The organism is Aeribacillus sp. FSL k6-2211, from assembly GCF_037966125.1.
GTDB classification, from domain to species: domain Bacteria; phylum Bacillota; class Bacilli; order Bacillales; family Aeribacillaceae; genus Aeribacillus; species Aeribacillus composti.
Genome location: NZ_CP150190.1, coordinates 2,188,238 through 2,212,492 on the forward strand (window position 1 = coordinate 2,188,238; position 24,255 = coordinate 2,212,492).

Annotated in this window: 19 protein-coding genes and 1 pseudogene; 4 read left to right on the forward strand and 16 right to left on the reverse strand. The window is 39.8% G+C overall.

The window, feature by feature from the left end:
* Positions 1 to 83: 83 nt before the first annotated feature.
* Positions 84 to 305 (reverse strand): hypothetical protein, encoded by a 222-nt coding sequence (locus tag NSU19_RS10520; protein WP_339196394.1) that lies wholly within the window; start codon positions 303 to 305, stop codon positions 84 to 86.
* 70 nt (positions 306 to 375) lie between these two features.
* On the opposite strand from NSU19_RS10520, the gene NSU19_RS10525 reads away from it, so the two are divergent.
* The 3 genes from NSU19_RS10525 (at position 376) to NSU19_RS10535 (ending at position 2,694) form a co-directional block, all read left to right on the forward strand.
* Positions 376 to 702 (forward strand): transposase, encoded by a 327-nt coding sequence (locus NSU19_RS10525; protein ID WP_327848417.1) that lies wholly within the window; start codon positions 376 to 378, stop codon positions 700 to 702.
* Complete coding sequence (gene tnpB / locus NSU19_RS10530; RefSeq protein WP_048622526.1) at positions 696 to 1,052, forward strand: IS66 family insertion sequence element accessory protein TnpB; 357 nt, start codon at positions 696 to 698, stop codon at positions 1,050 to 1,052. Before NSU19_RS10525 ends, tnpB begins: the two co-directional genes overlap by 7 nt.
* Positions 1,053 to 1,185: 133 nt before the next feature.
* Entirely contained in the window at positions 1,186 to 2,694 is a 1,509-nt protein-coding gene (locus NSU19_RS10535; RefSeq protein WP_339200010.1) for an IS66 family transposase, read from the forward strand.
* 405 nt (positions 2,695 to 3,099) lie between these two features.
* On the opposite strand, the gene NSU19_RS10540 is transcribed toward NSU19_RS10535, so the two are convergent.
* From NSU19_RS10540 to NSU19_RS10590, 11 genes are all read right to left on the reverse strand, one after another.
* Positions 3,100 to 4,767, reverse strand: coding sequence for an IS1634 family transposase (locus NSU19_RS10540; RefSeq protein WP_044899596.1), 1,668 nt, complete (start codon positions 4,765 to 4,767; stop codon positions 3,100 to 3,102).
* Between the two features lie 148 nt (positions 4,768 to 4,915).
* Positions 4,916 to 5,359, reverse strand: a complete 444-nt coding sequence (locus NSU19_RS10545) for an SMI1/KNR4 family protein (protein WP_339196400.1) — start codon at positions 5,357 to 5,359, stop codon at positions 4,916 to 4,918.
* Positions 5,360 to 5,384: 25 nt separating this feature from the next.
* Positions 5,385 to 5,993: an HNH endonuclease gene (locus NSU19_RS10550; protein WP_339196402.1), complete on the reverse strand. Its 609-nt coding sequence runs from the start codon at positions 5,991 to 5,993 to the stop codon at positions 5,385 to 5,387.
* 4 nt (positions 5,994 to 5,997) lie between these two features.
* A complete protein-coding gene (locus NSU19_RS10555) occupies positions 5,998 to 6,603 on the reverse strand; it encodes a hypothetical protein (protein WP_339196404.1) in 606 nt (201 codons plus the stop codon).
* A gap of 155 nt (positions 6,604 to 6,758) precedes the next feature.
* Positions 6,759 to 7,961, reverse strand: a complete 1,203-nt coding sequence (locus NSU19_RS10560; RefSeq protein ID WP_339192838.1) for a transposase — start codon at positions 7,959 to 7,961, stop codon at positions 6,759 to 6,761.
* Between the two features lie 105 nt (positions 7,962 to 8,066).
* Positions 8,067 to 10,577 carry a DUF87 domain-containing protein gene (locus NSU19_RS10565; RefSeq protein WP_339196406.1) on the reverse strand — a complete coding sequence of 837 codons (2,511 nt, stop codon included), beginning with the start codon at positions 10,575 to 10,577 and terminating at the stop codon, positions 8,067 to 8,069.
* A gap of 14 nt (positions 10,578 to 10,591) precedes the next feature.
* Positions 10,592 to 11,326, reverse strand: a complete 735-nt coding sequence (locus NSU19_RS10570; protein WP_339196408.1) for a hypothetical protein — start codon at positions 11,324 to 11,326, stop codon at positions 10,592 to 10,594.
* On the reverse strand, positions 11,304 to 13,454 hold the full coding sequence (locus NSU19_RS10575; protein ID WP_339196410.1) for a dynamin family protein: 2,151 nt from the start codon (positions 13,452 to 13,454) through the stop codon (positions 11,304 to 11,306). Before NSU19_RS10575 ends, NSU19_RS10570 begins: the two co-directional genes overlap by 23 nt.
* A complete protein-coding gene (locus tag NSU19_RS10580) occupies positions 13,451 to 14,521 on the reverse strand; it encodes a hypothetical protein (RefSeq protein WP_339196412.1) in 1,071 nt (356 codons plus the stop codon). Before NSU19_RS10580 ends, NSU19_RS10575 begins: the two co-directional genes overlap by 4 nt.
* Positions 14,518 to 16,302, reverse strand: a complete 1,785-nt coding sequence (locus tag NSU19_RS10585; protein WP_339196414.1) for a dynamin family protein — start codon at positions 16,300 to 16,302, stop codon at positions 14,518 to 14,520. The genes NSU19_RS10580 and NSU19_RS10585 overlap by 4 nt, the downstream gene beginning before the upstream one ends.
* Positions 16,303 to 16,311: 9 nt before the next feature.
* Positions 16,312 to 16,974, reverse strand: a complete 663-nt coding sequence (locus NSU19_RS10590; protein ID WP_339196417.1) for a hypothetical protein — start codon at positions 16,972 to 16,974, stop codon at positions 16,312 to 16,314.
* Positions 16,975 to 17,414: 440 nt separating this feature from the next.
* Here NSU19_RS10590 and NSU19_RS10595 point away from each other — a divergent pair.
* A pseudogene (locus NSU19_RS10595) lies at positions 17,415 to 17,662 on the forward strand (IS110 family transposase); the annotation flags it as partial.
* Positions 17,663 to 17,991: 329 nt separating this feature from the next.
* Here the strand turns inward: NSU19_RS10595 and NSU19_RS10600 are convergent.
* From NSU19_RS10600 to NSU19_RS10615, 4 genes are read right to left on the reverse strand one after another with little or no spacing between them, the layout of a single operon-like run.
* The gene (locus tag NSU19_RS10600) at positions 17,992 to 22,404 is read right to left on the reverse strand and encodes a hypothetical protein (protein ID WP_339196419.1); all 4,413 of its coding nucleotides are present in this window, start codon (positions 22,402 to 22,404) and stop codon (positions 17,992 to 17,994) included.
* Positions 22,388 to 23,134, reverse strand: a complete 747-nt coding sequence (locus tag NSU19_RS10605; RefSeq protein WP_339196421.1) for a DUF6063 family protein — start codon at positions 23,132 to 23,134, stop codon at positions 22,388 to 22,390. The genes NSU19_RS10600 and NSU19_RS10605 overlap by 17 nt, the downstream gene beginning before the upstream one ends.
* On the reverse strand, positions 23,131 to 23,493 hold the full coding sequence (locus NSU19_RS10610; RefSeq protein ID WP_339196423.1) for a hypothetical protein: 363 nt from the start codon (positions 23,491 to 23,493) through the stop codon (positions 23,131 to 23,133). Before NSU19_RS10610 ends, NSU19_RS10605 begins: the two co-directional genes overlap by 4 nt.
* Positions 23,450 to 24,226: a hypothetical protein gene (locus NSU19_RS10615; RefSeq protein WP_339196425.1), complete on the reverse strand. Its 777-nt coding sequence runs from the start codon at positions 24,224 to 24,226 to the stop codon at positions 23,450 to 23,452. The genes NSU19_RS10610 and NSU19_RS10615 overlap by 44 nt, the downstream gene beginning before the upstream one ends.
* Positions 24,227 to 24,255 lie beyond the last annotated feature (29 nt).

The window sequence follows — 24,255 nt, forward strand, 5'->3', positions numbered from 1 at the left end:
AGTCCTCCTTGGTAACTTATTAATTCGGGGTCAATGCATTGACACCCTGTACTATACTAAGAGGGCTCTTTTTGTTTCAAACCTCAAATTTCTTCATTACAGGAATGCTCCTTGTTCAAAATCTCTAGATACTTTTTTAAGATTTTATTCTCCATTTCTAATTTTCGTACATAGCGATCTTTATCTTTATACACTTCACGACGTCCTTGTTTATCGATGAAAGCTGATTGTCCTTCTTTTCTAAACTGTCTGTACCAACATTTCACCGTATCCTTATTGGTAATCCCTAATTTCGTAAGCGTCAAATAAAACCCACATTCCGATCATAGGTCATCCGTGTGATAATCTTCTTAGAATGATTCGGGAGGTTTTGCCATGACCCTAAAAGAAAAAAGAATAGAATGGAAAGCACGATATGATGCCTGGAAAGAGAGTGGACAGAGTATAGCGGAGTGGTGCCGGGATCAAGGAATCAAAACTCACCAAATGTACTATTGGGTGAGGCAGTTCTCCCGCGGTGGCAGTTGCACTGAAACGCCTGTCCAGACGCAGTGGCTGGCTGTTCAGGTAGAAGAATCCTTGCCCTCTTCAGGTCAAGGTCCGATCTTTTTACACGTTGATGCGATCTCCGTTGAAGTACGGCCCGGTGCCAATCTGGATCTATTAACCGATGTGATTCGGGTGCTGCAACACCAATGTTGATGAATTCCCCGTTTGAACGTGTCTATCTGGCGCGTGGCAGTACGGATCTTCGCAAATCGATTGACGGACTGGCCGCTATTGTACAGGAATGCTTTGAACTCGATCCCTTTTCTCCGTGCTTATTCGTGTTTTGTAACCGGAAACGGGACAAGTTAAAGATTCTTCAATGGGAACATAACGGCTTCTGGCTTCATTATCGCCGTCTGGAAAAAGGGACGTTCCACTGGCCGTCGGAGAATGATACAGCGCCCATGTCTATCAGTTCACGCCAGCTGCGCTGGCTGCTGGACGGCTTGCCAATCGAACAAAAACAAGCGCATCAGGAAGTGAAGGCACGCATCCTTCTATAAAACAAATAAATAAAAAAAGAATTCGATACTAGGCAAGTTGGATTCTTTTCCGTATACTGGACATATGGAAAAATCAGCGCAGACTTCAAAAGGCACAATTGAATATTACAAAGCGCTCAACGAAAAGCTCCAAATGGAAAAGGAAGAGTTGGAAGCGAAATTAAAATGGTATGAGGAACAATTCCGCCTCAGCCAGCAACGCCTATTCGGAGCTTCCAGCGAGAAGACCCATCCGGACCAGCTCTCCCTTTTCAACGAAGCCGAGTCCACGGCTGATCCAGCTATGGAAGAGCCCACCGTTGAGACGATGACATATAGACGCAAGAAACAACACGGCCAACGCAAACGCATGCTTGAAAACCTGCCTACAGAGACGATCGAATACCGTTTGTCTGATGAGGAACAGGTCTGTTCGTGCTGTGGCGGTGCCATGCATGAAATGAGCACAGAAGTACGCAAGGAATTGAAAGTCATTCCTGCCCAAGTGAAAGTAGTCGAACATGTGCGTCATGTATATAGCTGCCGTCACTGTGAGCGTCATGAACTGAACACACCTATTGTGACAGCGAAGATGCCGGAACCTGTTTTCCCTGGAAGCCTAGCGTCTCCGTCGTCAATGGCTTATACCATGACACAAAAATACATAGAAGGTATGCCCCTGTATCGCCAGGAGAAACAACTGGAACGCTTTGGCGTGTCCATACCTCGGCAAACGCTGGCCAATTGGACAATTTATGGGGCTCAAACTTGGCTTAGCCTCATTTACGATGAGATGCATGAGCACCTCCTACAGAAGGATCGTCTGCATGCGGATGAGACAACCTTGCAGGTCCTGTCTGAACCGGACCGGCCAGCGACATCGACTTCCTACATATGGCTTTATCGTACCGGTCGCGGGGATACACCAATCGTCTTATACGATTACCAGCAAACCCGTGCAGGCAAGCACCCACGCCGTTTTTTGGACGGCTTCCGGGGATATTTGCATGTGGACGGGTATGCGGGTTATAACGTCCTCCCCGATGTGAAATTGGTCGGGTGCTGGGCCCATGCCCGCCGCAAATTCACAGAAGCCCTGCAGGCACTGCCTGAATCGGCGAGCACTTCCACCGTCAAAGCAAAGGAAGGTCTGGCCTATTGCAATAAACTTTTTGAAATTGAGCGCAAGCTTAAAGATGCAAGTCCAGAGGAGCGCTATCAAGCACGGCTGGAGCACAGCAAACCCGTGCTTGAGGCTTTTTTGTCATGGCTTAAAGAGCAAATGCCGCGCGTACTGCCAAAAAGCGCACTTGGCAAAGCGATCAAGTATTGTCGTAACCAATGGGAGCGGTTGGAGGCATTTTTAGAGGACGGCCGTTTGGAGATCGATAATAATCGCGGGGAACGGTCAATTAAACCTTTTGTGATCGGTCGCAAAAACTGGCTCTTCAGTAATACATCAAAAGGAGCAAGGTCTAGTGCGATCATCTATAGTGTTGTGGAGACAGCCAAGGAAAACGAGTTGGATCCATTCAACTACCTTAGCTATCTGTTTCAAGAGCTTCCCAATATAGATACGACAGATAAAACAAAATTAGCTGAATTCCTGCCATGGTCACCGACGCTTCCGCAGGAATGCCGTGTTCCTAAAAAATCTAAATAAAGCATACATGAAATCCCCATCTGAATACAGGTGGGGATTACTTTACGCTTACCTAATTTCTCTGCTATTTGAGCATGAGTATAACCATCTTCCTTCATTTTCATTGCTTCTAGCATAAGTTCTACAGAATAAATTTGGAAACGTTTCCTTTTCTTGCCATAAAAAATCACCTCTTAAAGAAGTGTTGACCAAATAGGGATTTTTCAACATCTACTTTAAGGGGTGCAGTTCATCAAAAGGTGTGGATTATTTGACGCTTACAAATCCGCTGCTGGTAATTGACATCAATGGAACTAAGGGGAGTTATGGTAAACCCGAGTTCGACAGTCACTAGGCAAACAAAATGCCTCTCATCCCTTGATACCAAAGGGACGAGAGGCATTTGGGCATACGTTGGGCGTGTATCTAGGTGCGAGGATGAATGCCTAGAATCTTCGGAGGAGGCTCCAGCCCTAGAGCCGCAAAGAATTGAGCCTGTTTGGCCGTCAGTTCGGTTCGTTGATAAAGGTCACCGTTTTTTGAAGAAAAATGTCCAAGCATGAGACGTTCGCATTCGTCCCTTACGTTCGGCCACGATTCATAGGTTCGAATCTCCACGATCCGAACTAACAAGAGAGCAAGCCAACTGAGCAGCACATGCGCCCGAATGCGGTCTTCCAAGCGATGATACATAGGCCGCAATTCCAATGTAGACTTCAATGTTCGGAAGGCCTGCTCAATATCCACCAGCTGCTTATACCCGATGGCGACATCTTCGGCAGACAAGGTGTCATCGGATGTCCGGATGAGATATTTGCCGTCGTACTTTTCCGCGTCACGAACCGCTTGCTTGTCGATGCGAAGGGTTCCGTCCTTCAACTGGCGCAAGTATTTTCCGTAGGACGAATGGGAACGCAACCGGCAGGTCGCCTTATGATGGGCTTCGTTTGGGAGTTGGCGAAGCCCTTCTAACTCCTCTTTCAGCGATTCAAGCAGCTTTTCTCGCTCCTTGCGTTGGCGTTCGGCTTCGCTGGGATTGTACACGAGAACATAGCGCTGACGCGCTTCTCCGTCGCCGACGATGATTTCTTTGATGTGCAAATTCTCGTCCACTTCATGATAACGTCCGCGACGACTTAAGGCCTCTTCGACGGCGGCTTTGCCGGATCGCATTTTTTCGCCGACAATGTAGTGTCCGCCGGCCTGTTGCAAGATTCGCAAATTCTCTTCAGAGGAAAAGCCGCGGTCCATGACGCTGATCACACGTCCAAGCTTCCAGCCAATCAAGTCTTGTTTCACCTGTTTGATGACCGTCATGTCCATCGTATTGCCAGGCCATACCCAAGCGCGAATCGGGATTCCTTCCCGGGTGACAGCCAGCCCAATGACGATTTGAACCAAGTCTGGGCGTTTGTCTTTCGAGAATCCTTGTTTTCGAAGCGATTCTCCTTCCGGTGTTTCAGAGGGATCCACTTCGAAGTACGACGAAGTCGTATCGAAGTAAATCAAGTCGACTTCCAAATTCAATAAATCGGCCACAGCATGGAACACTTGACGTTCCAATTCCGGCTGCACGGCCAACAGTTCATCCATCGCCCGGTACAACTGGTGGCTGGCGGCTTGAGAAAGGTGAGGGATATACACGTCTTTCTCCACCCACTCCTCCATCGCCAACTTGCTTGACGGATGAAGGGCGCGATTCGCCACCATGGCAAAAATCAGCCGTTCCAGCGAAATCTGGTGATGTCGGGAGGTAAACAAGGAGTGGAGAATCTCTCCCAACCCCAGTTGTCTCCAGAGCTGATCCAAGAGCCAGACGCCGCCGAGGTGTTTGCATGACTGGAATTGAAAGTCATCGGAAGCTTCTCCTGTCAACGTTTCGACTTCCCAAGCCTGCTCAGGAGAAAGGAATCGCGAAATGCTTTTGGCCAGACGTTCCAAGACGGCGCGATCCACTTCATCTTCGCGCCCGAATGAATAAATCACCTTCGCTTTCGCATATTTGGCCTTTGGATCCCATTCATTGTGAGCAAGCTGGAGATAAGCAACGGTTGTTCCATCCTTGTTTTTGCGTGTGACTCGTCGTATGTACATGCCTATATTATAACGTATAAAATTTATTTTTAAAAGGAAAAATTAATAAATCGTGTGCCTATGAAATTCGGCGTTTTTTCCTAGGATCCGCATTACGAAACCCTTGATATAACAGCATTTTGGTCATTTCCATTTGCCTAAAATGACCTCAAAACTGTCGAACTCGGGGTAAATAAAGCTTCGATAAAAAGCTTGCAAAACTGTCGCTTACTTTTTCAACCCTATTTTCTTCATGAAGCCATAGGTAAATTGGCGGGTTTTTTTGATTTTCACTGTAATCAAAACATAAGTAATTACCACTGTTATCATTTGCAAACGGGATAAATTTAGAAGGTATTTTTCCTGATATCCAATTCATTACATCGAAAATATTTCCCTCTTCTTTTTGATTTAAAGATAATAACGATTTAACTGTACGTTCCTTCGTTTTTTCAGTATCGTATACATTAGGTTTCGGCCTAGCACCATTATAATTTAATACAATTTGCTTGTATTCTTCTGGAAATTCTATATCAAAATGCTTCTCAATATTAGAAATTGTTTCACTATCAATTGGTGATTTAGTAAATCTCCATTCAATTTGCGTAAACATCTTAATTGTCCCTCCTAAGTGTTTATTAACGATATAATGAACCTCCTCCCCATATAGTCCGTCCCCCGGTATGACCTGTTAGCGCATGAATCCTTTCATCAACTAATTGTAATTTTCCGACTTCCTCACTATGATGCCACGTAAATCCATCTGGTGTTTCCCCTGCTTTAATTTGTTCAAGTTGAAGATCGTTAAACTGCTTAGCTAATTCCGGGTTTTGTTGAATCGCTTCTTTAAGTTGTTCATTTGCATAGGAAAATTGCTGATAATCAGTATCTAAATACATATTTTCAGGTAGTTGCACATCAAAAACAGAGTCAAACTGAGGAAAAACTCCTTCGATTATTGTGCCATCTGGTAGTTCAATTACTTTCACTTCAAATGGTACACCTGTTTCCGGGTGAACAGTACCTTCTAAATGATCATTAAGCGTTTCTATTCTAATTATTTCTTGCCTTATCCCTTCATCTACTGCTATATCCATATTTTCAAAAGCGTTTAACGCTTCAGGCGTGGCTGATGCATTTTCAATTGTCTCTAAGGCAGACTCAATAGATGCTTCCTTTAAGCCTTCAATAGAAGATGTTTCTATCATTTTCTCTAAGGTCGCACCTGCTAAAGTTAATAATTCCATTTTTCTATTCCCCCTTATCTACTAAATTGGAGAACATTTGTTGCAAATGAGGTTTGTTTGCTTTTGCTGTTAGTATCAGTAAAACACGTTTTAATAACATTTTAAAATTAGGAGAATTATACGTTTTTAGAAATTCTTTTTTTAATTTTTCTTTTACTACTTCATAAAAAATATATACATTTTGTTTTTTATCATTTTCTGCAAAATTTAAGTTGTAAATACTATCTTCTATCAATTTTTGCGCTAATAAAATTGCTTCTCCATCCAATCCACTTGATTCATTCAACAAGCTCATATACGGTTCATCAGATAATAAACGTTCATTTGCTTCCGCAAGTAATGTATAAAGATTTGTACTTCTTCGATAGTTAATTAATTTTAACTCATTGATAGACCACTCATAATGACGATACTGAGTCATTGTGAGAAGATATTCTCTAATTTTATTGGAGATTTTTTTTATTTTTGAGAAGTAAGTATAATTATTTAAAAATTGATTTATACCTTGAACTAATATAGAAGTTAAAAATTGCTCTTCATTATTTTTATTAATTTCATAACCACTTTTATAAACAATTTGTAAAATGTTTTTTTCAACTAAATTAAACACTTCTTTTATATTGAGCATTTTGCAAAATTAGATTTTTTGGATAAAAGTATAAAAAATAAAGCACTCGGCAAATAGCTACCAGCATGTTATTTTACAAAATATTACAATAATCTTGTTTTCGGGCATACCTACAGAATTTTTCACATTGAATTTTTTTAAGCGGCTTTCTTCCCTTTATTTTCCTTTGCCATCGCTAGCGCTGAAACAAGTAATACAATAGCGTTCAGGTAAATATGGGTCTTTACTTTTTCAATTCCCCATACATGTAGGGAGTTCGCCGTAAGGTAGCTTTTCATTCTTGAATTACAGCGTTCTACACTTGTCCTCTCGTTGTAAAGCTCTTTCCAACGTTTTGTATCACGGTGCGGATTGGAATATCGGCGCACATCCTTTTTGATGTCGACTTTTACCACCATTCCATAGTTGGAAGATGAACAGGCTGCCATTCCTAATGGGCAATCCACTTTGCCGGTTGCGTGAGGACATCTGAACTTGAGCTGGTCCTTATCAGCTCCCCAATAAGTCATTTCATAACCCATGGAACAACGCGGAGTTCCATTGGAAGAAATCCCTTCAGGAGGCTCTTTTTCGTTGCGCAAATTGAGCGGGATAATGGCTTGCGCTCCAATGTTTTTGGCTGATTCATAGTTTTTTAGTTGGTCATATCCGCCATCCATGATCAGAAATTCAATTTTGGATTTGGTACGCTCTGCCACTTGCTCTATTAATTCTGGTGCGACTTCTCCATCGTTCACATGGGCAGGGGTTACTTTTATGGCTATTGGCAGTTCGCTTGCGGTATCGACTGAAAGATGCATCTTATAGCCAAACCAGGTAATTTTATTGCCGAAGGAATCATATTTTGCGCCCCAATTGGCATTACCCGTTTGTTCACTACGCTTTTTGGGCTGTTTCTTTTCATAGGCATCAATGGCGGCACTGTCGATGGCCTGGTGGCTGCCGTCAATTATTCCTTCCTCCTGAGCTAACTGTACCAAGTCAAGGAAGATCTTTTCAGCCAGCTTTTTTTTGGTAAGTGCCGCAAAAACCCGGCTGAGAGTGGAGATAGACGGTGCGGGGCGATCAATCGATAAACCGCATTGATAACGGAAACGAAGGTCTTTATCCAATCGATGATGAAGGGCGGTAAAGGTGTCGATGCCTTCGAGTGGGGCAGCGATGAGAGCCCTTAGAATCCCTTCTCTGGAATGACCGTCAGCCCCTCGGGGTGAAGAACTTCTCAACTGTTTAGCATAAGGGCGTAAATCAAGCGAGCTAAAAAAGATAGGTAATTTCTCTTTTGACTCTAATTTTTGCAGTTCTTCAAAGGAAAATAGGCTTTCTTGTAGAATATACAAAGTGACTTCCTCCTTTTGAATTTTTGTGGTTTCGTCACTTCAAAAATTCTACATTTTAGGGGTGAAGTCCTTTTTTATGTCTTTGAAATCCTTATGGCTCTTGGGTCAAAAAATATGCAAAATGCTCATATTAAAAATATCTTCGAACATTAAATTTCGATAAAGCTTTTGTATAAGTTCGAGAATTCTATTCTTAGTAAAATTGTCTTGTTCCATAATAATTTCAGCAATTGGATGGATAAATTCCTTTTCATAAATAAATGGATTAAATTTTTCTACAATTGTTTCCAATTGATTATCTGAAACAAACGTTAACTTTGATTTACTATGATAAATTAAAACATGAGAAGCTCTCTCCATTCCAGCTTTAAAGATAATAGCTTCTCCTTTCTTTAATCTTGAAATAGTAAACCCTTCCTTTGTTTCGTCTAAACCTAACGCTTGACACATACTTGCAATATCATCATATGACACGAGTCGATGAACAATCTTTAAATTTGTATTCTTAATCGTATCGGGCGCTAATTTAGTAGGAATTTGGTCTACAATAATCATCCCTTCGCCCATGGAACGAATTTCACTTAATAAATTACAAAAATGTTCTACTGCTTTTCCACGAATATTAACAGTTTCAGGATTTTGATTTGTCATTTGTTCATTTCTAAATAGACGGTGAGCTTCTTCTACAACTGTTACATGTTTCAGCGGATGATCAATCTGTCCAGCATTCTTAATTTTTAATGCTTGTGACAAACGTATAAAAAAGAGCCCCATAATTAAAGCTTTATCGTCATCATCCGCTACTTCCTCAAGTTCTAAAATTGTAGGATAACTAAGTAATTCATCGAAATCGAGGCATTCTTTAGTATTTAACATTAAACCTTTGCTACCAACCATCAAACTTTTTAATCGAGTTAGTAAAGCGGCGCGTATATTAGATTTTTGTTCTTCTGCATATCCTGATTTAGTAACATAGTCGTCAATTTCTTCATACAAATCTTGTAAAGTTGGAAAATAAGGTGTCGCTTCCTCATGACAACTAGCATACACATTCGTGGAATGATGCAAACTCCAACCATTTTTTTTGTAAATGGAATATAAACATTGTTCTAGTATGTTCGGCATTGAAGCATACATCGAAAATGCTGACATAAACACTGCCTTTAAAGAATCAATATGAGACAGAAGAGAAACACCTTTTGGAAAATAAAATGGATTAAGGCGAATCGGAGAGATGTTTTCATTTCCAACAGTATATACACGAACATTTTTGTTACGACTTAGTAAGTGGCGATACTCACGCTTAGTTGGTTCAATGACAAGAAAAGGGGCACTCAGATTTTCAAGCAATGATAATATTGTGTTCGTTTTGCCACTTCCAGTGATTCCTGTTACTAACCCATGCATTGTTAAATCTTCTTCCGATATTTTAAAACATTGCTGTAATTTACGTTCACGACTATACAAATAACCGATATGTATCCCTTTCTCTTGATCAACATTTACATTAAAATCTGCAACTTTTCTAACACTATATCCTATGAACTCTTCATCAGGAAGAAGCAAAAGATGAGTTAGTTCATCAGAAGTTAAAATTGTAGTTGCTCTACTGAAAAATCCATTCAATAAATTGCTCTCTCGCTCACGGTCTGGCAGAGTTCCCGAATCATAAAATTCCTTAACTGTCAAATCTTCAATCACTTTAAAACTAGGTGTATAGGATTCTGGTAGCATGGTTGTCAAAAGGGCCCCATTAACATAAGAGAATATTTCTCTAGAATCTGTAGCAATATAAATTGCAGTTTGCCACACCCCTCTAGTTGCCCCTTGCTCCAAGCGTTTTAAGTGAAAAGATAAGATATCAACATACTTAGTTATGTAGCTGTTTTCAAACTCGCTTGATTCATCTTTTGAATTAGATGTTCCTTTAGAAGTGGTACTACTTATATTCTCGCTTTCTGAAACGATAACCATACCTTTATTTGAATTATGACTTTTCGAATCAGATATTTGCACGGATTCTTGTTCTCCAGTTGTACGCGTTACTTTTCTCAATGGGGCGAATTGGTTATATTCATAACTAATATTTTCAGTAAGTTCAATAATCTCAGCTGTCTGTAATGGCTTGCACAAAATCATGATTTCAAACTTTTCTTCTAACTTCGAACGTAGCACAGCTCTAATCCATGATTTCGAATCTTCATTAATTTGTGCTGGAATTCCTAACGCATACCCATAGTAACGATAGTTATCAACTCCCTTTTCTTGTTGCTCGGTAATAACACCTGTAAATGCACTTTGGAGTATATCACTTGACTCCCTTTCACTGTAATAAGGGAAAGCAAAAGACAAAGTTGCCTTCCCTTGTCCATCCGAATTTATAAAAAATTGGAATGGCTGATTCATCCCTTGTAAAAAAAGAATTAGCTCATTTATCGACTCAACCAAAGCTTGACTAACTTTTTCTAAATTTTGTTCTGAAAGAAGAATTTCGCGTATAGCAATTCTTTTACCATTCTTTCCTTTTCTAAAAGGCATAGTCAGCTGTGTTGGCTCAAACTGAAGGAGCTGATTATATTTATCACGCGTTATCTCATTTTCCATAAATAACAGCATTGCTTTTTCCTCCTTTAACTAGCTCTCTTCAGTATTGCTTCATATTCTTTTTGAATACTAGTGATTACATTGTAAATATACTCTTCTACTTCATACTTTCTTTTTTGTAGAACCGCTTCAATCGGCAAAGTGTTGTCTTTTTGCTGTTTCGAAGTCATAGAAATTTCCGATTGTTTGTTTACATATTTTATATTTGTCCGCTCCTTACCTGACGCATAATTATTAACAAAACTGGATGCAACAAAATATACACATACTGCTCCGCCGATAACACCTGTGATTGCAAGAATAGCTGGTTTTCCAATTGCAGTTCCAAGAGCAAGACCTGTTACTCCCCCTGCAACAGCCCCTCCTGCGGTAGCATACATAATGTTTTGATTGCTGTTCTCTTTTAACGTTCTATTTTGAGAATTACTATGCAATACAACTCTTTGAACTAGCGATTCTTTTTTCGAATCACTAGAAAAGTTATAATCCATAGCAGAAATTTCTTTGTGAAAAAATTTGGTTTTTAATTCATTATAAATTTGACTCGCCTCTTCTGATTCAAAAAAATTTTTTAACTCGTCACGTATATTTAAAAGAATAGTATCTAGTTGAGATTGAAAAAAACGATTAATACCAGCTTTTTCTAATTTGATTAATTGTGGGTAAGAGTTTACTGAACGACTTTGAAACTGCTCTAATAAATCCTGATAATAAGCAGTCAAATAATTTTTTGTATTTTCAAGATACTGATTGAACTTCACTAATGTCGCCCTCCTCCAACACTAAAATATCTAAATACTTTTGACGAACTTCTTCATACTTCTGAGATAGACTTGAAACCTTTTGTTCAATAGCTGAAATAGCTTCTTCCATATCTTCTTTTTTGATTGACAGCTCTTCCTCAAGCTGTTTCATATTTCTCGTTTTCCATTTTTGGAAATGATCAATTTTTTCCTTTAATCCCTTTTTAACTTTATCATTAATTAATCGAATTTTCTCTTCAATTGAGAACTCAATCTCAGTAACTTCCATTCTTAAAACTTCTAAACTTTCATCAGTCACCTCATCGACCAACTGTCTAAAATCTTGCTGATAACGGTATTGGTTAAATTCTTTAATCATTTCTGCTTTTCCAAAAAAAGATTTAATCGCATTCAAAAGTCCCGGTTTTCGACTATAAGAAGTATTTTCATTGATTAAATCATCAATTCTTTCATTAATAGCCGGAGAGCATTCAAGAGCCGTTTCTTTGTAAAACTTCTCTACTTCATTACTCACTTCGTTTAACACTTGCTCTTTATTAAAGAAAGAACTATGATTTTCAATTGGTTGCAAATCTAGCTCTTTCACAAAATTATCAAGCACTTCTTTTTCGAAATCTTTAAATGCCCCAATAAATTCTTCCATACTTTTCGTATATCTTCGTTCTAATTGTTGGAAAACTTTTTGTATAAAGGTTTTCTTTGCTGTCTGTATATTAATTTTTAAAATATCAATGATTTCTTGCATAATACGTTTACCATTGTATTGATTTAACTCGTTTTTTCTTGCTTGCCACGCTTTCATTGATTGAATTTTCACTTGTTCAGTTAAAATTGGAGTCTCGTATTTTCGAATTTCTTTTACCAAATTTACAATAGGCGATTGTCCCCGTTCATTATATTCAAATTCTTCGATTACTCTCTTTTCTGTTTTCTGTTTTAATTCTTCCACATCACGTACAAAATCCCTTTGTAAACTTTCTAATTTCAGTTGGTAATTAACCTCTTCATTTTTAAAATTATTCTCTAACATTTGTATTCTTTGTTGTAATTCTTCCTGTTCTCTTTCAAACATACTCAATGTCAAACTTATCACTTCATCAATTAAATAATTATTTTTATACTCAAGGTAATCAGCTAACGTTTTTTCAACCTTTTCAATTTGACTGACTTCTTTAATAAGCGGAACTTTATCTTCTGTTAGTAGCGGACCAGCAACTGGATAACCTGTTTCCTCGTCTATAAATAAAATATCTCGATCAGACTGAAGTTCCTGCAAAGAAAATCTCCCTTTTTCATACATGCGCGATTTCATTGCAAAATAAGAGGAAACTTCAAGAATTTGCGGATTTGACAAAATCGGCTGAAGCACTTTTAGCAGTTCTTCACGAGCATGTTGAATCTCTTCCTTCTTAAAGCGATCTATTTTTGTAATAACAAAAAAGATATGTTTTCCTTCCGCATCTAAGTTGCTTCTTTTAGCATTTTCAACATAATTAGAAATAAATTCGGTAAAATGCACTTCCCCTACGCTGTCCGGAGAAATTAAGAAGAGGATCGCATGTGCTTCTGTTAAAATCCGTTCAGTAATATCTTTATGCTCTTTATAAGAAGAATACAATCCTGGTGTATCTATAATTTCAACCCCATCTTTTAGCAAATCAACATCCCAAAACACATCGACTGCTCGAACACTGTCTTCAACCCTAACAACAAACTCCTTTTCGCTTTCTATTCTTGTGACCGTCGTTTTTTCTTTCAAAAATCTTTTTAAGTCCTCAAAGGTAACTTGTGTATCATTTATACCCGGGTACTCTTCTTCCGTACCGTCATAATAATAAACTTTTATTTTATTTTCTTTCCCATATTTTAAAGTTGTGATTGTTGCTGTTTCTGCTAAAATGTTACGAGACAATAAATCTTCGCCGATCAATCCATTAATAAATGTTGATTTTCCCGCAGAAAATGGAGCGATCAGTGCAACCTTAAACGCACCTGACTTTAAATTTGCTAAACTTTTATTTATACCTGATTCAGTAATTACTTCATCATAAAAATAATTACTATTTTTGACTTCTTGGATAAGCTCTATTATTCGATTTCTTTTTTCAATAAATTTTTGAATCATACAAATATTTCCTCCCGTCTTTGCTGTAATACATTTTTAACAACGTCTATGCCGCTACTCTTAAACAGAACATTTTTCCAATTTTTTATTGTTGTTTTCGGTAAAGGAAATCCATTATCATCAACAATAACAATATCTTTATCTTTAATTAATTCTTCAGTTACTATATTGTCTAGTTTAGATAAAGGATAGCTATTTACTGGTATAAATAGTGTATCTGGAAATTTACGTTTCCATTTCCTAATTGCTTTTTCCATTTCAAATAATTGTATTTGATTGCTACCATCGACTAATAAAATCATGTTTCGATAACTATTAAGATTATCTTCTGTAATTTCATAAAAGTATCGGGAAGTAACTACTATGGTTTCCACTTCTTCTCTTAAAAACTCTAAATCGTCTTCCGTATCGATAACCTGTATAAATAAACTAATATCTTTCTGTAGTTCCCTTAGAAATAATGGATCAAGTCTATATGCAAATATATATTTTTTTGAAGGATCCCTCTTTATAGCTAAAAACTCCTTTTTAAGAAGCTTTTTTATTGCTTCTTCCAGCTTTTGTACACCTGAATATTCTATTAGCAGTTGAATATTGCGTTCATGAAGAATCTGTTGAAACGTTTTAACCGCACCATCCTTATGATTCGAGAATAAGAAAGTACTTACTACGCCCTCTGATTTATATCTTTGCATAACTTCATACCCAGTTAATGAAACAAATAGTATTTTCGGGTCTTTTATCAGTCTACTCAATTTTTTTTCTAAATCTTTATAAACAATGGCGACTTCCTCATTCGATATTTTTTCAATATCATTAATAACAAAAATCATACTTTTATCGTGGGCACCGAGTTGTTTAAGTCGTTGTATCGTATTAGTCAGGTGACTTGAGTTTGCTCTTTGGGAATTTAGTAAAAATATACTGATTGAATCTTTGGTAGGTATTTCTTTTTCTAAAGGTATATATTCATATGTAAATGAGTGAAAAAGCTCTTTTTTTGACTCTATGAACATCTGAAATTGATTTACGTACTTAGGTGTGTCATAAAATATAGAAACATTCATCCATGAATCTCCTCCTTTCGTAGCAATCTCCTAACGAATTTATTTATTTTTTGCTCCAAGATTTTGATATTGCTGTTTTCATATATTTTGGGAAGATGATGTTCTTCTAAAAGCGGACTTGGATAATACATACCATCGTCGTCGATTAAAAACATATCCCTGTCTCTTTTTAACTCTTCAATACTAATTAACTTCTTTTCATATGCTTTTACTTTAACTGCCCAATAGCCAGAAATATAGACAATAGGAGAATTTTTAAAAATTGGATTAAACAACCTTCTTACCTCTCCCATAACTGTATTTATGGATTGATAGTGCAAATCATATTTATTAACAGCAAATATAAAAGGAACATCCAATTCTTTACGAAATCTCACTAATTTATCCATGTACTGTTCTTTCCCTACTTGTTCAGGATCAATTAAAAAAACGATTATATCAAACTCTTTTAACGAATTTTCTGTAATTAAATCATGATGTTTATGAGGACCAAAAAAACCTGGTGTATCTATCCATTCAATCGATTTGTATAGACCAGCAAAAGGTAATGTGATATGAATTTTTTGAAAATCAGATGATATAACTTTTACACTAGAGCATTTAATAATATCTTCACGGAATTCTTCAAAACTATCATAACGTTTAGAAAAGATGTCATTTTCCGTCTCATAATATAATGAAAAGTACGGTGAATATGTAATATAGGTAACTACAGCTGTTTCAGCAGTTATTGCTTCTTTCAATATAGGTAAACCTAATAAACCATTTAAAACCGTAGATTTTCCATACGTGAACGGACTTACTATACCAACTTTTTGCGTTCTTAGTGGCTTTAAAAGAAACAAATCTCTTAACTTTTCTAATTCTTGTTGTTTTATGACCTCTTCTTTAATAATCATTTGCTTAAGAAGATTGATTAGAATTTGTTTATCATCCTTAGAATAATATGAAAATGAAGTTAAAATATTTAAAAATATTCCTTTATATCTTTGAGAAGGTAATTTTTCGATGAGCTGTGTCATTACCTTTTCTAAATCAATTTCATGTTTTAATAATTTATAACCTTCTCCGTATTCAATCGGTATCATATGGCCTATTTGGAATGACTTTCCATTATCTTCGTAGAAATATTTGAATATCCCTTTAAAGTTGTTCGAAAACTTTTCTTTAGATTTTGCAAAAATACTCAAATCTTTTCGTGAATTAATGTTTAATTCTATACACAACTTATTAATTGCTTTGATTAACAAAACTTCTTCTTGTATATCTGAAAAATATATTTCTTTTTCGACAAATAATTTATTTTTTTCAAATTTAGATAATATAAGCTCCGTTCCCTCTACTCCTCTGTACAAATGCATGATGTATTTTGTGACAACCTTTTTATTTTTAACTGGGCTACTTAAATAAAAAAAGACAAAACTTTGAATCTCAAAGTCTTTGATTAAACTACGAATTGTTTGCTGTAACTCTGCTCGATACAATCGTAAAATTGAATTAGGAAACACGAAAACATAGGGTCCAACACAGTTATTAGTGAGTTGGGAAAAAATATCTTTAATCATTTTCTCTATTCGACTCTTTACTTTTTCTTTGCGTATTAGTTCAAAAAAGTATCCCGAATCCCGTATAGGCCAGATATTTCTTAATACCTCAGCCTTTCTTCCGAATATAAAATCCCCGTTAATATTTTCATAGATATATGCTGGAAACTCTTTCGATTGTTGTTTATATAAACATTCAATACAATCTTCATAAAAAACAATATACGTTTTATCCAAACCACACACCTACCGAAAAAAAGCTAAAAGAATAATGATACATAAAAGTATATAATTCCATAGTTGGCCTTTCGACACTTTTCGTTCAAGTTCTACAAGCCTATCTTTAACCCTGTCTAAATCCCTTGAATGATTTGTGCTGATTGCTTTTATATGATCTTTTATAGCTTTAACACTATTTTCTTGATTTTGTTCCAATAAACCAATTGAGTAATCTATATTCTGAAACAATTCCTCTTGTTTTTGTTTATGTTTTAAATCTATATCTTTTAATAGAGCGACTTGTTTACTAAACTCCGTAGAAATGTGAGTTTCAAGCTTAGTATGTATAGAATTAATAAGCTTATTCTGATTCTCAATACTATGTTCTATTGCTTTTAAAACCTTTATATACTGTTCATTTTTTGCAAGTAGATGATTCGAATTTTCTTTAATTGCTTCTTTTACTTCACTAATGCCATCACTAACATCATTTGTTAGCTTTCTTATTAGCTTTTCTATTTCCTCATGGACAACTTTTAAATGTATAACTTCTTCTCTAACAGTCCCGAGCTCATCCGTTTGAGAGCAAAGTTTATAAACAATATCATTATTAATTAAAATTTGCTCTGCAAACTTTTCTCCTAAGCTGGCCAAGTAGTCAATCATAATATCTTGTTGCTTATTATGCATGGAATACCTTCCTTTTTTTCTAACTGTATAGTAAAAAAGAAGCATTTCTAACTTTATTTCCAAAAATTAATTGGGATAAAATGACATTTTATACAACTTACTACTTACTATTATATAAAATTATTTACAAATTTCGCACTAATTATAACAAAAAAAAACATCATAAGCTATTTAATTCCAATTTTCGAGCTAAAAATAAAACATACTAAGATTAGTAGCCCAGACCACGGCCATGGTCTGTGCTACTATTTTTTTATAGTAGAAGTGGAGAATAGGTCGTGACAGCCCCAGAACCTTGAGTTCGTAATGAAAAAACTGGCCTACTTCACTGCCCTTATAAGAATCAGTTTCAGTATGTTGGTTCCTTGAGATCGTGTATAAGAAAAGGGAATCGATAAGGTGAAGTGAAGACTTCTACATAAAAATCAGGAGGAATGTATATGAAAAGCGTCATAGCTTTTGATGTCAGTATGGGAAAAAGTTATATGGTGATTTATAACGCTGCACGTTCTTGTATTTTTGAGGGGGAAATTTTGCATAATCGACCCCATTTTGAACAGCTAAATAAACGAATCATCGATTTAGTACAAAAAAATGGACAAGTTCCAGCCATTGTATTGAAGCAACAGGCGTGTATTCCCGACCATTAGAGCGCTTTATGAATGATCACGGTTTTCCGTACTGTCTGTAACAGACAAAGCTAGAAGAACGTATATAGTCCAGTTTGCCGCCCTGTTCATTTTACTTTTTCCCGCAGTTTGTTGATTCATTTCATACATCCCCTTTACATTATCGGTAACTATTACGAATAATTGTAAGTTCTAAGAGTACATCATACAAGCTGAAGTTCCCGCTGAATGACTTATTCCTTTTACAGGAAAAAACTGACCAAGGAAGCGAATCTTTCACCCCTGTGGCCAGTTGTTATTAAATGCCCCTATCATCATTAATCATTTGCGTTATGATGTGTTGTATGATGAAATTTATCCCACAGCTCTCATTGACTCTTCCAATCTCCTAAAACAACTCCAACTGCTCGGTTTCGCCGAGACGTTCGAGCGATTTTGGCTCGTGATCTTGAAAATAGGCGTAGTGGAGCCATTTTTCCTTCGTCATCACCTGCTTGTTCGGTTCGGACGATGGGCGCAGACGGCAGCTGTAAATGATCGGGAAGTAGTCCCTGAGAAACTTGCCTTCCGCATGTGCGGTCAAAGCAATGATTTGGAAGCCAAGCTGTTCAGCGATAAAGAAGACCGGGTTGAGCACGTGGTCGCTTGATGCTTTTCCGAACGGATTGTCTAAAATGACGGTGCGATGGCGTTTCATCGTCGGCTGGATGTGCTGCTTTTTCTCTGCGACATAGTTGAGAATACCTAAAAAGAGCGTCATGTTTTTGCTCCATTTTTCGCCTCCAGACCAGACGTTGCTTTGCTCCCACGAATACGAGCGCATCGTCACTTGGTTGTCGTTCGTCACCTTTCGGCAGTTCACTTTCATGCCTTCGTTGTTCATGACGACTTGGAGAAGCTGCTTCGATTGCAGCCACATTTCGATTTCTTTTCTCACCTTCGCTTCGTCTTGCTGGCCGTGCTCGTTCATAAACCGTTCGGACTCGAGCTGCTGTAAAATCCATTCAATATGGTTGCAAATGCGCGTCTTGCCGACTTCTTCTTCCCACTCTGGAATCGTAAACGTGAAAATGCGCTTCCATTCGTCTCCGACTTTTACTCTTGTTTTGTTCGGGATTTGCTTCAGCTCCTCCACCAATGTGCGCAAATGGGTGTGAATATGATTAATAAACGCTTGAAGCTCCGCGTCTTTTTGCCGGATATGTTCATTCGCGTAGTTTGTCGCGCTTTCAACGCTTCGCATCATATTTTTCTTAAAGTCGATAATGTCTTCGTACGTCTCTTTATGCTCAATGCCGTTGAGTGCCATTTGCCGCATTTTCATATCTTTAATCGAAGCGTTGCAAAACTCTCTAAAAGAACGTTTCGCGCGCTCGACGCGGCTTTTCGTCTCTTCGACCGCTTGTCTGCCCGCCTTTAAACTCTCGGTGATACCTTCGATAAAACGTTGGTGCTCGTACGTAAATGCCGTTGCTTCTTCCGCGCTCAACGAAAGGGCGTCGATAGTCGGCGCATTGAAATGATGCACTTCTTTAGATAACTCTAAATGGCGTTCTGCCTGTTCAATGCTTTTCATCTTTTTCGCCAAGCGCTCATGTTCTTGGTCGAGAAACACCTTCCGTTTCTCCAGTTCTTCTTTTTCGGTTTTCAAATGATCGGCGATCTCATCAAGCGGTTCGGTAAACGGCCAACGTTCTTCATTCGGATATTGTTGTTGAAATTGCTGCTCTTTCGTTTTTAACACGCCGCTTTGCTGCTCCTTTCTGATCAAGGCATCTTGCACGTCTTTGTTTAACCGCTTTAATTCCGATTGGAGCGACGCGATTTGTTCTTCTAACTGCTGCAGCACATACGGTCCGTCGCTTGGAAACGAACGCGTTTCGTCGAGGTCGCTATGCTCGCGTTTCAGCTTGTTTATTTCGTTCGTTAGCCGGTCAATTTCTCTTTGTTCAGTCTCTTGCCTCAACTTCCACTCCCTGTAGGTCGTTTCAATTCCATTAATTCGGTCTTCCAACTTACGAATTTTATCGCGAATGACACGCTCGCTTTCGCCTGAATAAAGCGGTGTAAAGGAGCGGAGCGATTGATAATCATCGCTTCGTTCGATGTTACGGCGATCTGCTTGTAGCGATCGGATGCGCTCTTCGAGATCCTCTTTTTGTGCCAGTGCGTCTTCAAACCGCTCGCTGAGGCGCACAATGTCTTTTTCAAGCGCCGCGATCGTCTCGTTGAGCGTTTTTTCCGTTTTTCGCGCTTCTTGCACTTCTTTTTCATATTGGATATATTTATTTGCATCTTCGATTTTGTCGCTCCAACCTTTCATTTCTTGCTCGTATTGGTGGATGATCGACTGCGCGTGCGCGATTTTGGCACGCCATTCTTCAATGCGCGCTTTTTCTTTGGCAATCGCCATGTTCAGCTGCTCGATGCCGCTGATGAGCTCTGCGTATTGCGTGCGAGCCGCTTCAACCGTTTTGTACGGGTGAGCTTCCAAAAACGCGCGGAATGCTTGTTGCACGTCTTGCCACACTTTGAGTTCCGCTTCTTTCTCTTGGCGGTGCTTTGTCGTTTCTTGCGCACTCGCGTTGATTCGTTCTTTCCATGCGCGGAACAACTCTGGATCGCTCGCTTCCTCCCAATAGCGCGGCGCGATCCATTCGTATGAAAACGCTTCGTCTTCGATGCGCGCCGCTTCGTCCGCTGCAAACACGACAATCGGCAGCTGCAAGCGGTCATTTAAGTACTGCACTTTTTGCGAGAGCCGCTCCTTCGATTTTGCTGTTGTAATCAACGTCATCGGCCAGAGCGGAAACACCCGTTTCTTCGCGCGGTCTTCTTCCTCAAGCGACTGTAAGTATTCGACGCCCGTCTCTACGTAATCAAATTGGTTTTTCCACGAGGCGAGCTGCTGCGCTAAAAACGGATCGGCGAAAAAGATGTCTTGTGCGCCGTACGCATCCGCGAGCCGCGAAACGATGCGTTCACGCACTAAGAGCGCCTCCCGCTCTTTCGTTCTCTTCTCGATTTCTTCGAGGAGTCTCATTCCGATCGTCGCTTCATGGGAGTAGACGCTATCAAGTGCGACCCATTGCGGACGGAGCGATGCGAGCTTCTTGATGAGCGCTTGCTCCTCGTTTTCGAACGCTTTGAGTCGTTGCGCCAGTGCCTCGCATTCCGCACGCTTTGCCGCCCATTCTTGCTGGAGCACTTCTTTTTTCGCTTCCGCTTCTTGTTCCGCTTGGCTGAATTGCTTCACATCTTGGCGCAAGCGGACAATTTCTTCATCAAGCCACCGTTCGCGCTCAAGCCATTTCTCCCTTTCTACTTCTACCGATTGTTGGGACGGGTTTGCTAAAATGTGCTGTTTAATTTGCTCCATGTCCCTCTCTCTCGCCTCGATGCGGCTTTGAACGGCAGCGCGCTCTTCGCGGGTGTTCTGCTTTTTCTGATCAAGCGCTTCTTTTTCCTTCGTCCATTGTTCAATCTGCATCTGAATCGGATTCAGCTCATAGTGAAGGCTTTGTTGTTCTTTGTCAATCGTCTCAAGCTTCTCGATGAAGCAGCCGAGCAGCAAGCGGCGCGCTCTTTCCAATTCCTCTTCGCAGTTCGCAAGTTCCTCAGCGTCCTTCAGCTTGGCCAACTCCCGTTCGATGTATGCAAGCGCCTCTTCATGCTGTTTTCGCCGCTCTTTTCGCTCCGCCAGCTGCAGCGAATAATAATCTCGTTTGTGCCGGGCAAACGCCTCTTCCTTTTCTTTCTGCCGCGCGAGGGCGAGTTCAAATTCGCGTTGAAGCTTTTGCCATCGCGCTTCTTCGACTAAAATGTCATATGACGCACGCTTTTTGTTGTGCGCTGCGTAGTTCAGTTTCCAATACTCAAGCTTGTCCGCGATGTCTTTCTGCTCGTCAAGACACGCTTGCTTTTGCTTCAACGTTTCGAGCCATACTCCTTTGGCGCGCTGCTTCGCTTTTAAATACGCGAGTTCTTCACGATGGAGTTGTTCGTACGTTTCGACGTATCTCTCCAACTCCCGCTGAATGAGCTTGTTTTCTTCGATCGTCTCTTTCAGCTTTTTGTAATGCTTGAAGCTTGAGTGCTGTTTTTCAAACATATCGGCGAACAGCTTCTCGTCATGGCCGACGATGGCGCTTTCGACAATCGGAATGAGCAGGCGATCAAACAGCTGGTTCGTGCTTTTGCATTCGTCGAAAAACGCTTCAACGCCGCCTTCCGAACTATTAATCTTCACCACGCTTTCCCATTCGCTTGAAATAATATGATATTGCTCTTCGATAAACGCCTTGTATTCTTTAATCGTCGAAAACGTGCGCGCCAAGAACGATTTCTCTTTCATATGACTATAGTAGTCTTGCATTTCCCCGCGTTCCGCCGGGCGCTTTCCATCTTTCCCTTCACGCACGAACGGAAGACCTTCGATGCCATGCGGGTCGTTCGCGTTGTATTCATAGACGTAGCGGAGTGAATCGAGTCCGTTGTTCGTCATGAACAGCGAGACCGTGGTCACGACATACCGTCTCGGTTCGTCGTTCAACATCCATTCGATCGCAATATGGGCTGGGGCGTTTTCGAGCTGCAGCGTGTTTTTAATTTTCCGGTCTGCCACATCGACATGAGGCAAAATCGCTTGCAGCACCGTTTGAATAAACACCGTTTTTCCTCCGCCATTTTCAAGCAAAATCGCCCCATTATGCCCGTCAAAGCGGAAGATTTCATCGTTGTACCGTTTGCGCCCTTCTTCATACACAACATTCGTGAGCCGAATTTTACTGATCGCTGGCATCGTCCTTCTCCCTTTCAAATCCGTAAATAAATTCAAAAATCCCGCGGTTGTATTCGACTTCCATGAAAAAGCGTTGAACAATTGTTTTTGCTTTTTCCGTCAACGCGACTTCATGGTTGCCGATATCGACAATAAGATCTTGGTCGATTAAAAAGCGCCGCGTCGTGTCGATGAAGCTTAAACGGCTGATCGTATTGCCGCTTTGCTTTTTCGCTGTTTCTTTAATATCGTCCATCGCATCCCATTTTTCAATAATGAGTCTCCAATTGTACGAAAACTCTTGTTCTAAATGTTTCAATTCATCCGGATTGTGCTGTTTCAATTGATCGATACGCTCTTGGACAAGGTGCACCCATTCATCCATGCCTAAAAATTGCCGCGTTGGTTCTTGACTTTGATACGTATCGTAAAAGCTGCCAAACAAAACGAGCACCGTAAAATAAAGCAAGTACAAATCGCCGTTCGTGGCACCTGAGCGAAGATAATGGCGCTTAATCCAGTCGTTGCTGACATGGAACGGAGACAGCTTCGTGCGCGGCACGAGAAACATTTGCTCGCTCGTCAAAATGATCACGCAATCGACTTCGCGACTGAATATATCCAATAGCCCGCGTATATCATCGTCGCTTTTATAAAGCTGCACCGCCTGCTCGCCTGCGACGCCATGGCTCGCTAGCACCGTATACAATTGAAACGCTTGAATGACTTTTTGCTCTGGATAATTTCTCATTGTTCCCTCACCGTTATCATCATGTCTTGAATTGAAAAACGTTCAAATTTTCGAATAATACGATCCCCTTCTTGGACATCCAGCACATTTCCGCCAAGCAAAACGAGCGCATCCCCTAAAAGTGTGTTTCCTTCCTCCCCTTTCATATCGCCGTGTTGAACCGGGGAGTGTTGATGCATAATGAGCCAAAAATCGTAAAAATAACGCTGCTCATACAAACGCGACTGTCCGATGTCGTCCAAGTAACTGAAAAACTCTGAAAGCGTTTGGGCGCGCCCAAGCTGGTACGCCTCTAAAAACAGCTGCATCAATTCTTTATATTTTGCCATAAGCCATGTGCGATACGGATCGTCGCACACCGCATCGTCCGCTTCGATAAAGCGCAGCCCAACTTTTTCTTCCCTCTCTTCCGTAATGTTTTGCTCCGCAAAAATCGCAAGCGGCGACCAAAATTGATTTTCTTCGACTTTTAAAAACGGGTGGAGCAACCCTTTCATCGCTTCGAGGGGGGAACGGGGTGGAAACGATGTATGACACGATGTCTTGGTCGAAATTGAACGAATGCAGACCCGTATAATAAAGCGACTCCTGCGCCGTGACGAGCGTTGTATTTTTTAATGAAAGAGCCTTGTCAAGCAAAGCAGAATGCGCATAATGCACCGACTCTAATTCCCGGGCGATTTTTAAGACAAGTTCATACGTCTTCGCTTCTTTTTGATGAACATCGCGCGCGTACAGGCGTTCCCTTGTTTCATTGACGAATTCGCGCAGTTCCTTGAACTCCTCATCCTCTCGCGAAAGCCGACTGTAGATGTCGTCGAGTAGCTGTTTATACCGTTCAAACGTCTCTTCGGAAATAATGCTGCGCTGAATTTCATGCTTCAGCCGAGTCATGCGTTCTTCCAATGTTTCGACGTCAATTCGCATTTCGTTGATTTGCTTGAGTGCCGCGGCAAATTCGCCTTTTTCCAACCGTTTCCGCAACATCAACTGGTTAATCGCTAACTGGAATTCGCTATAAAACTCCTTCGTCGCAAAGACGAGCTCAAGCCCATCTTCATCGAGCGTGTAATATTGCGTATTCGTTTTCACATTGAAATCGTTCGCTTTTAAAAGGGAAT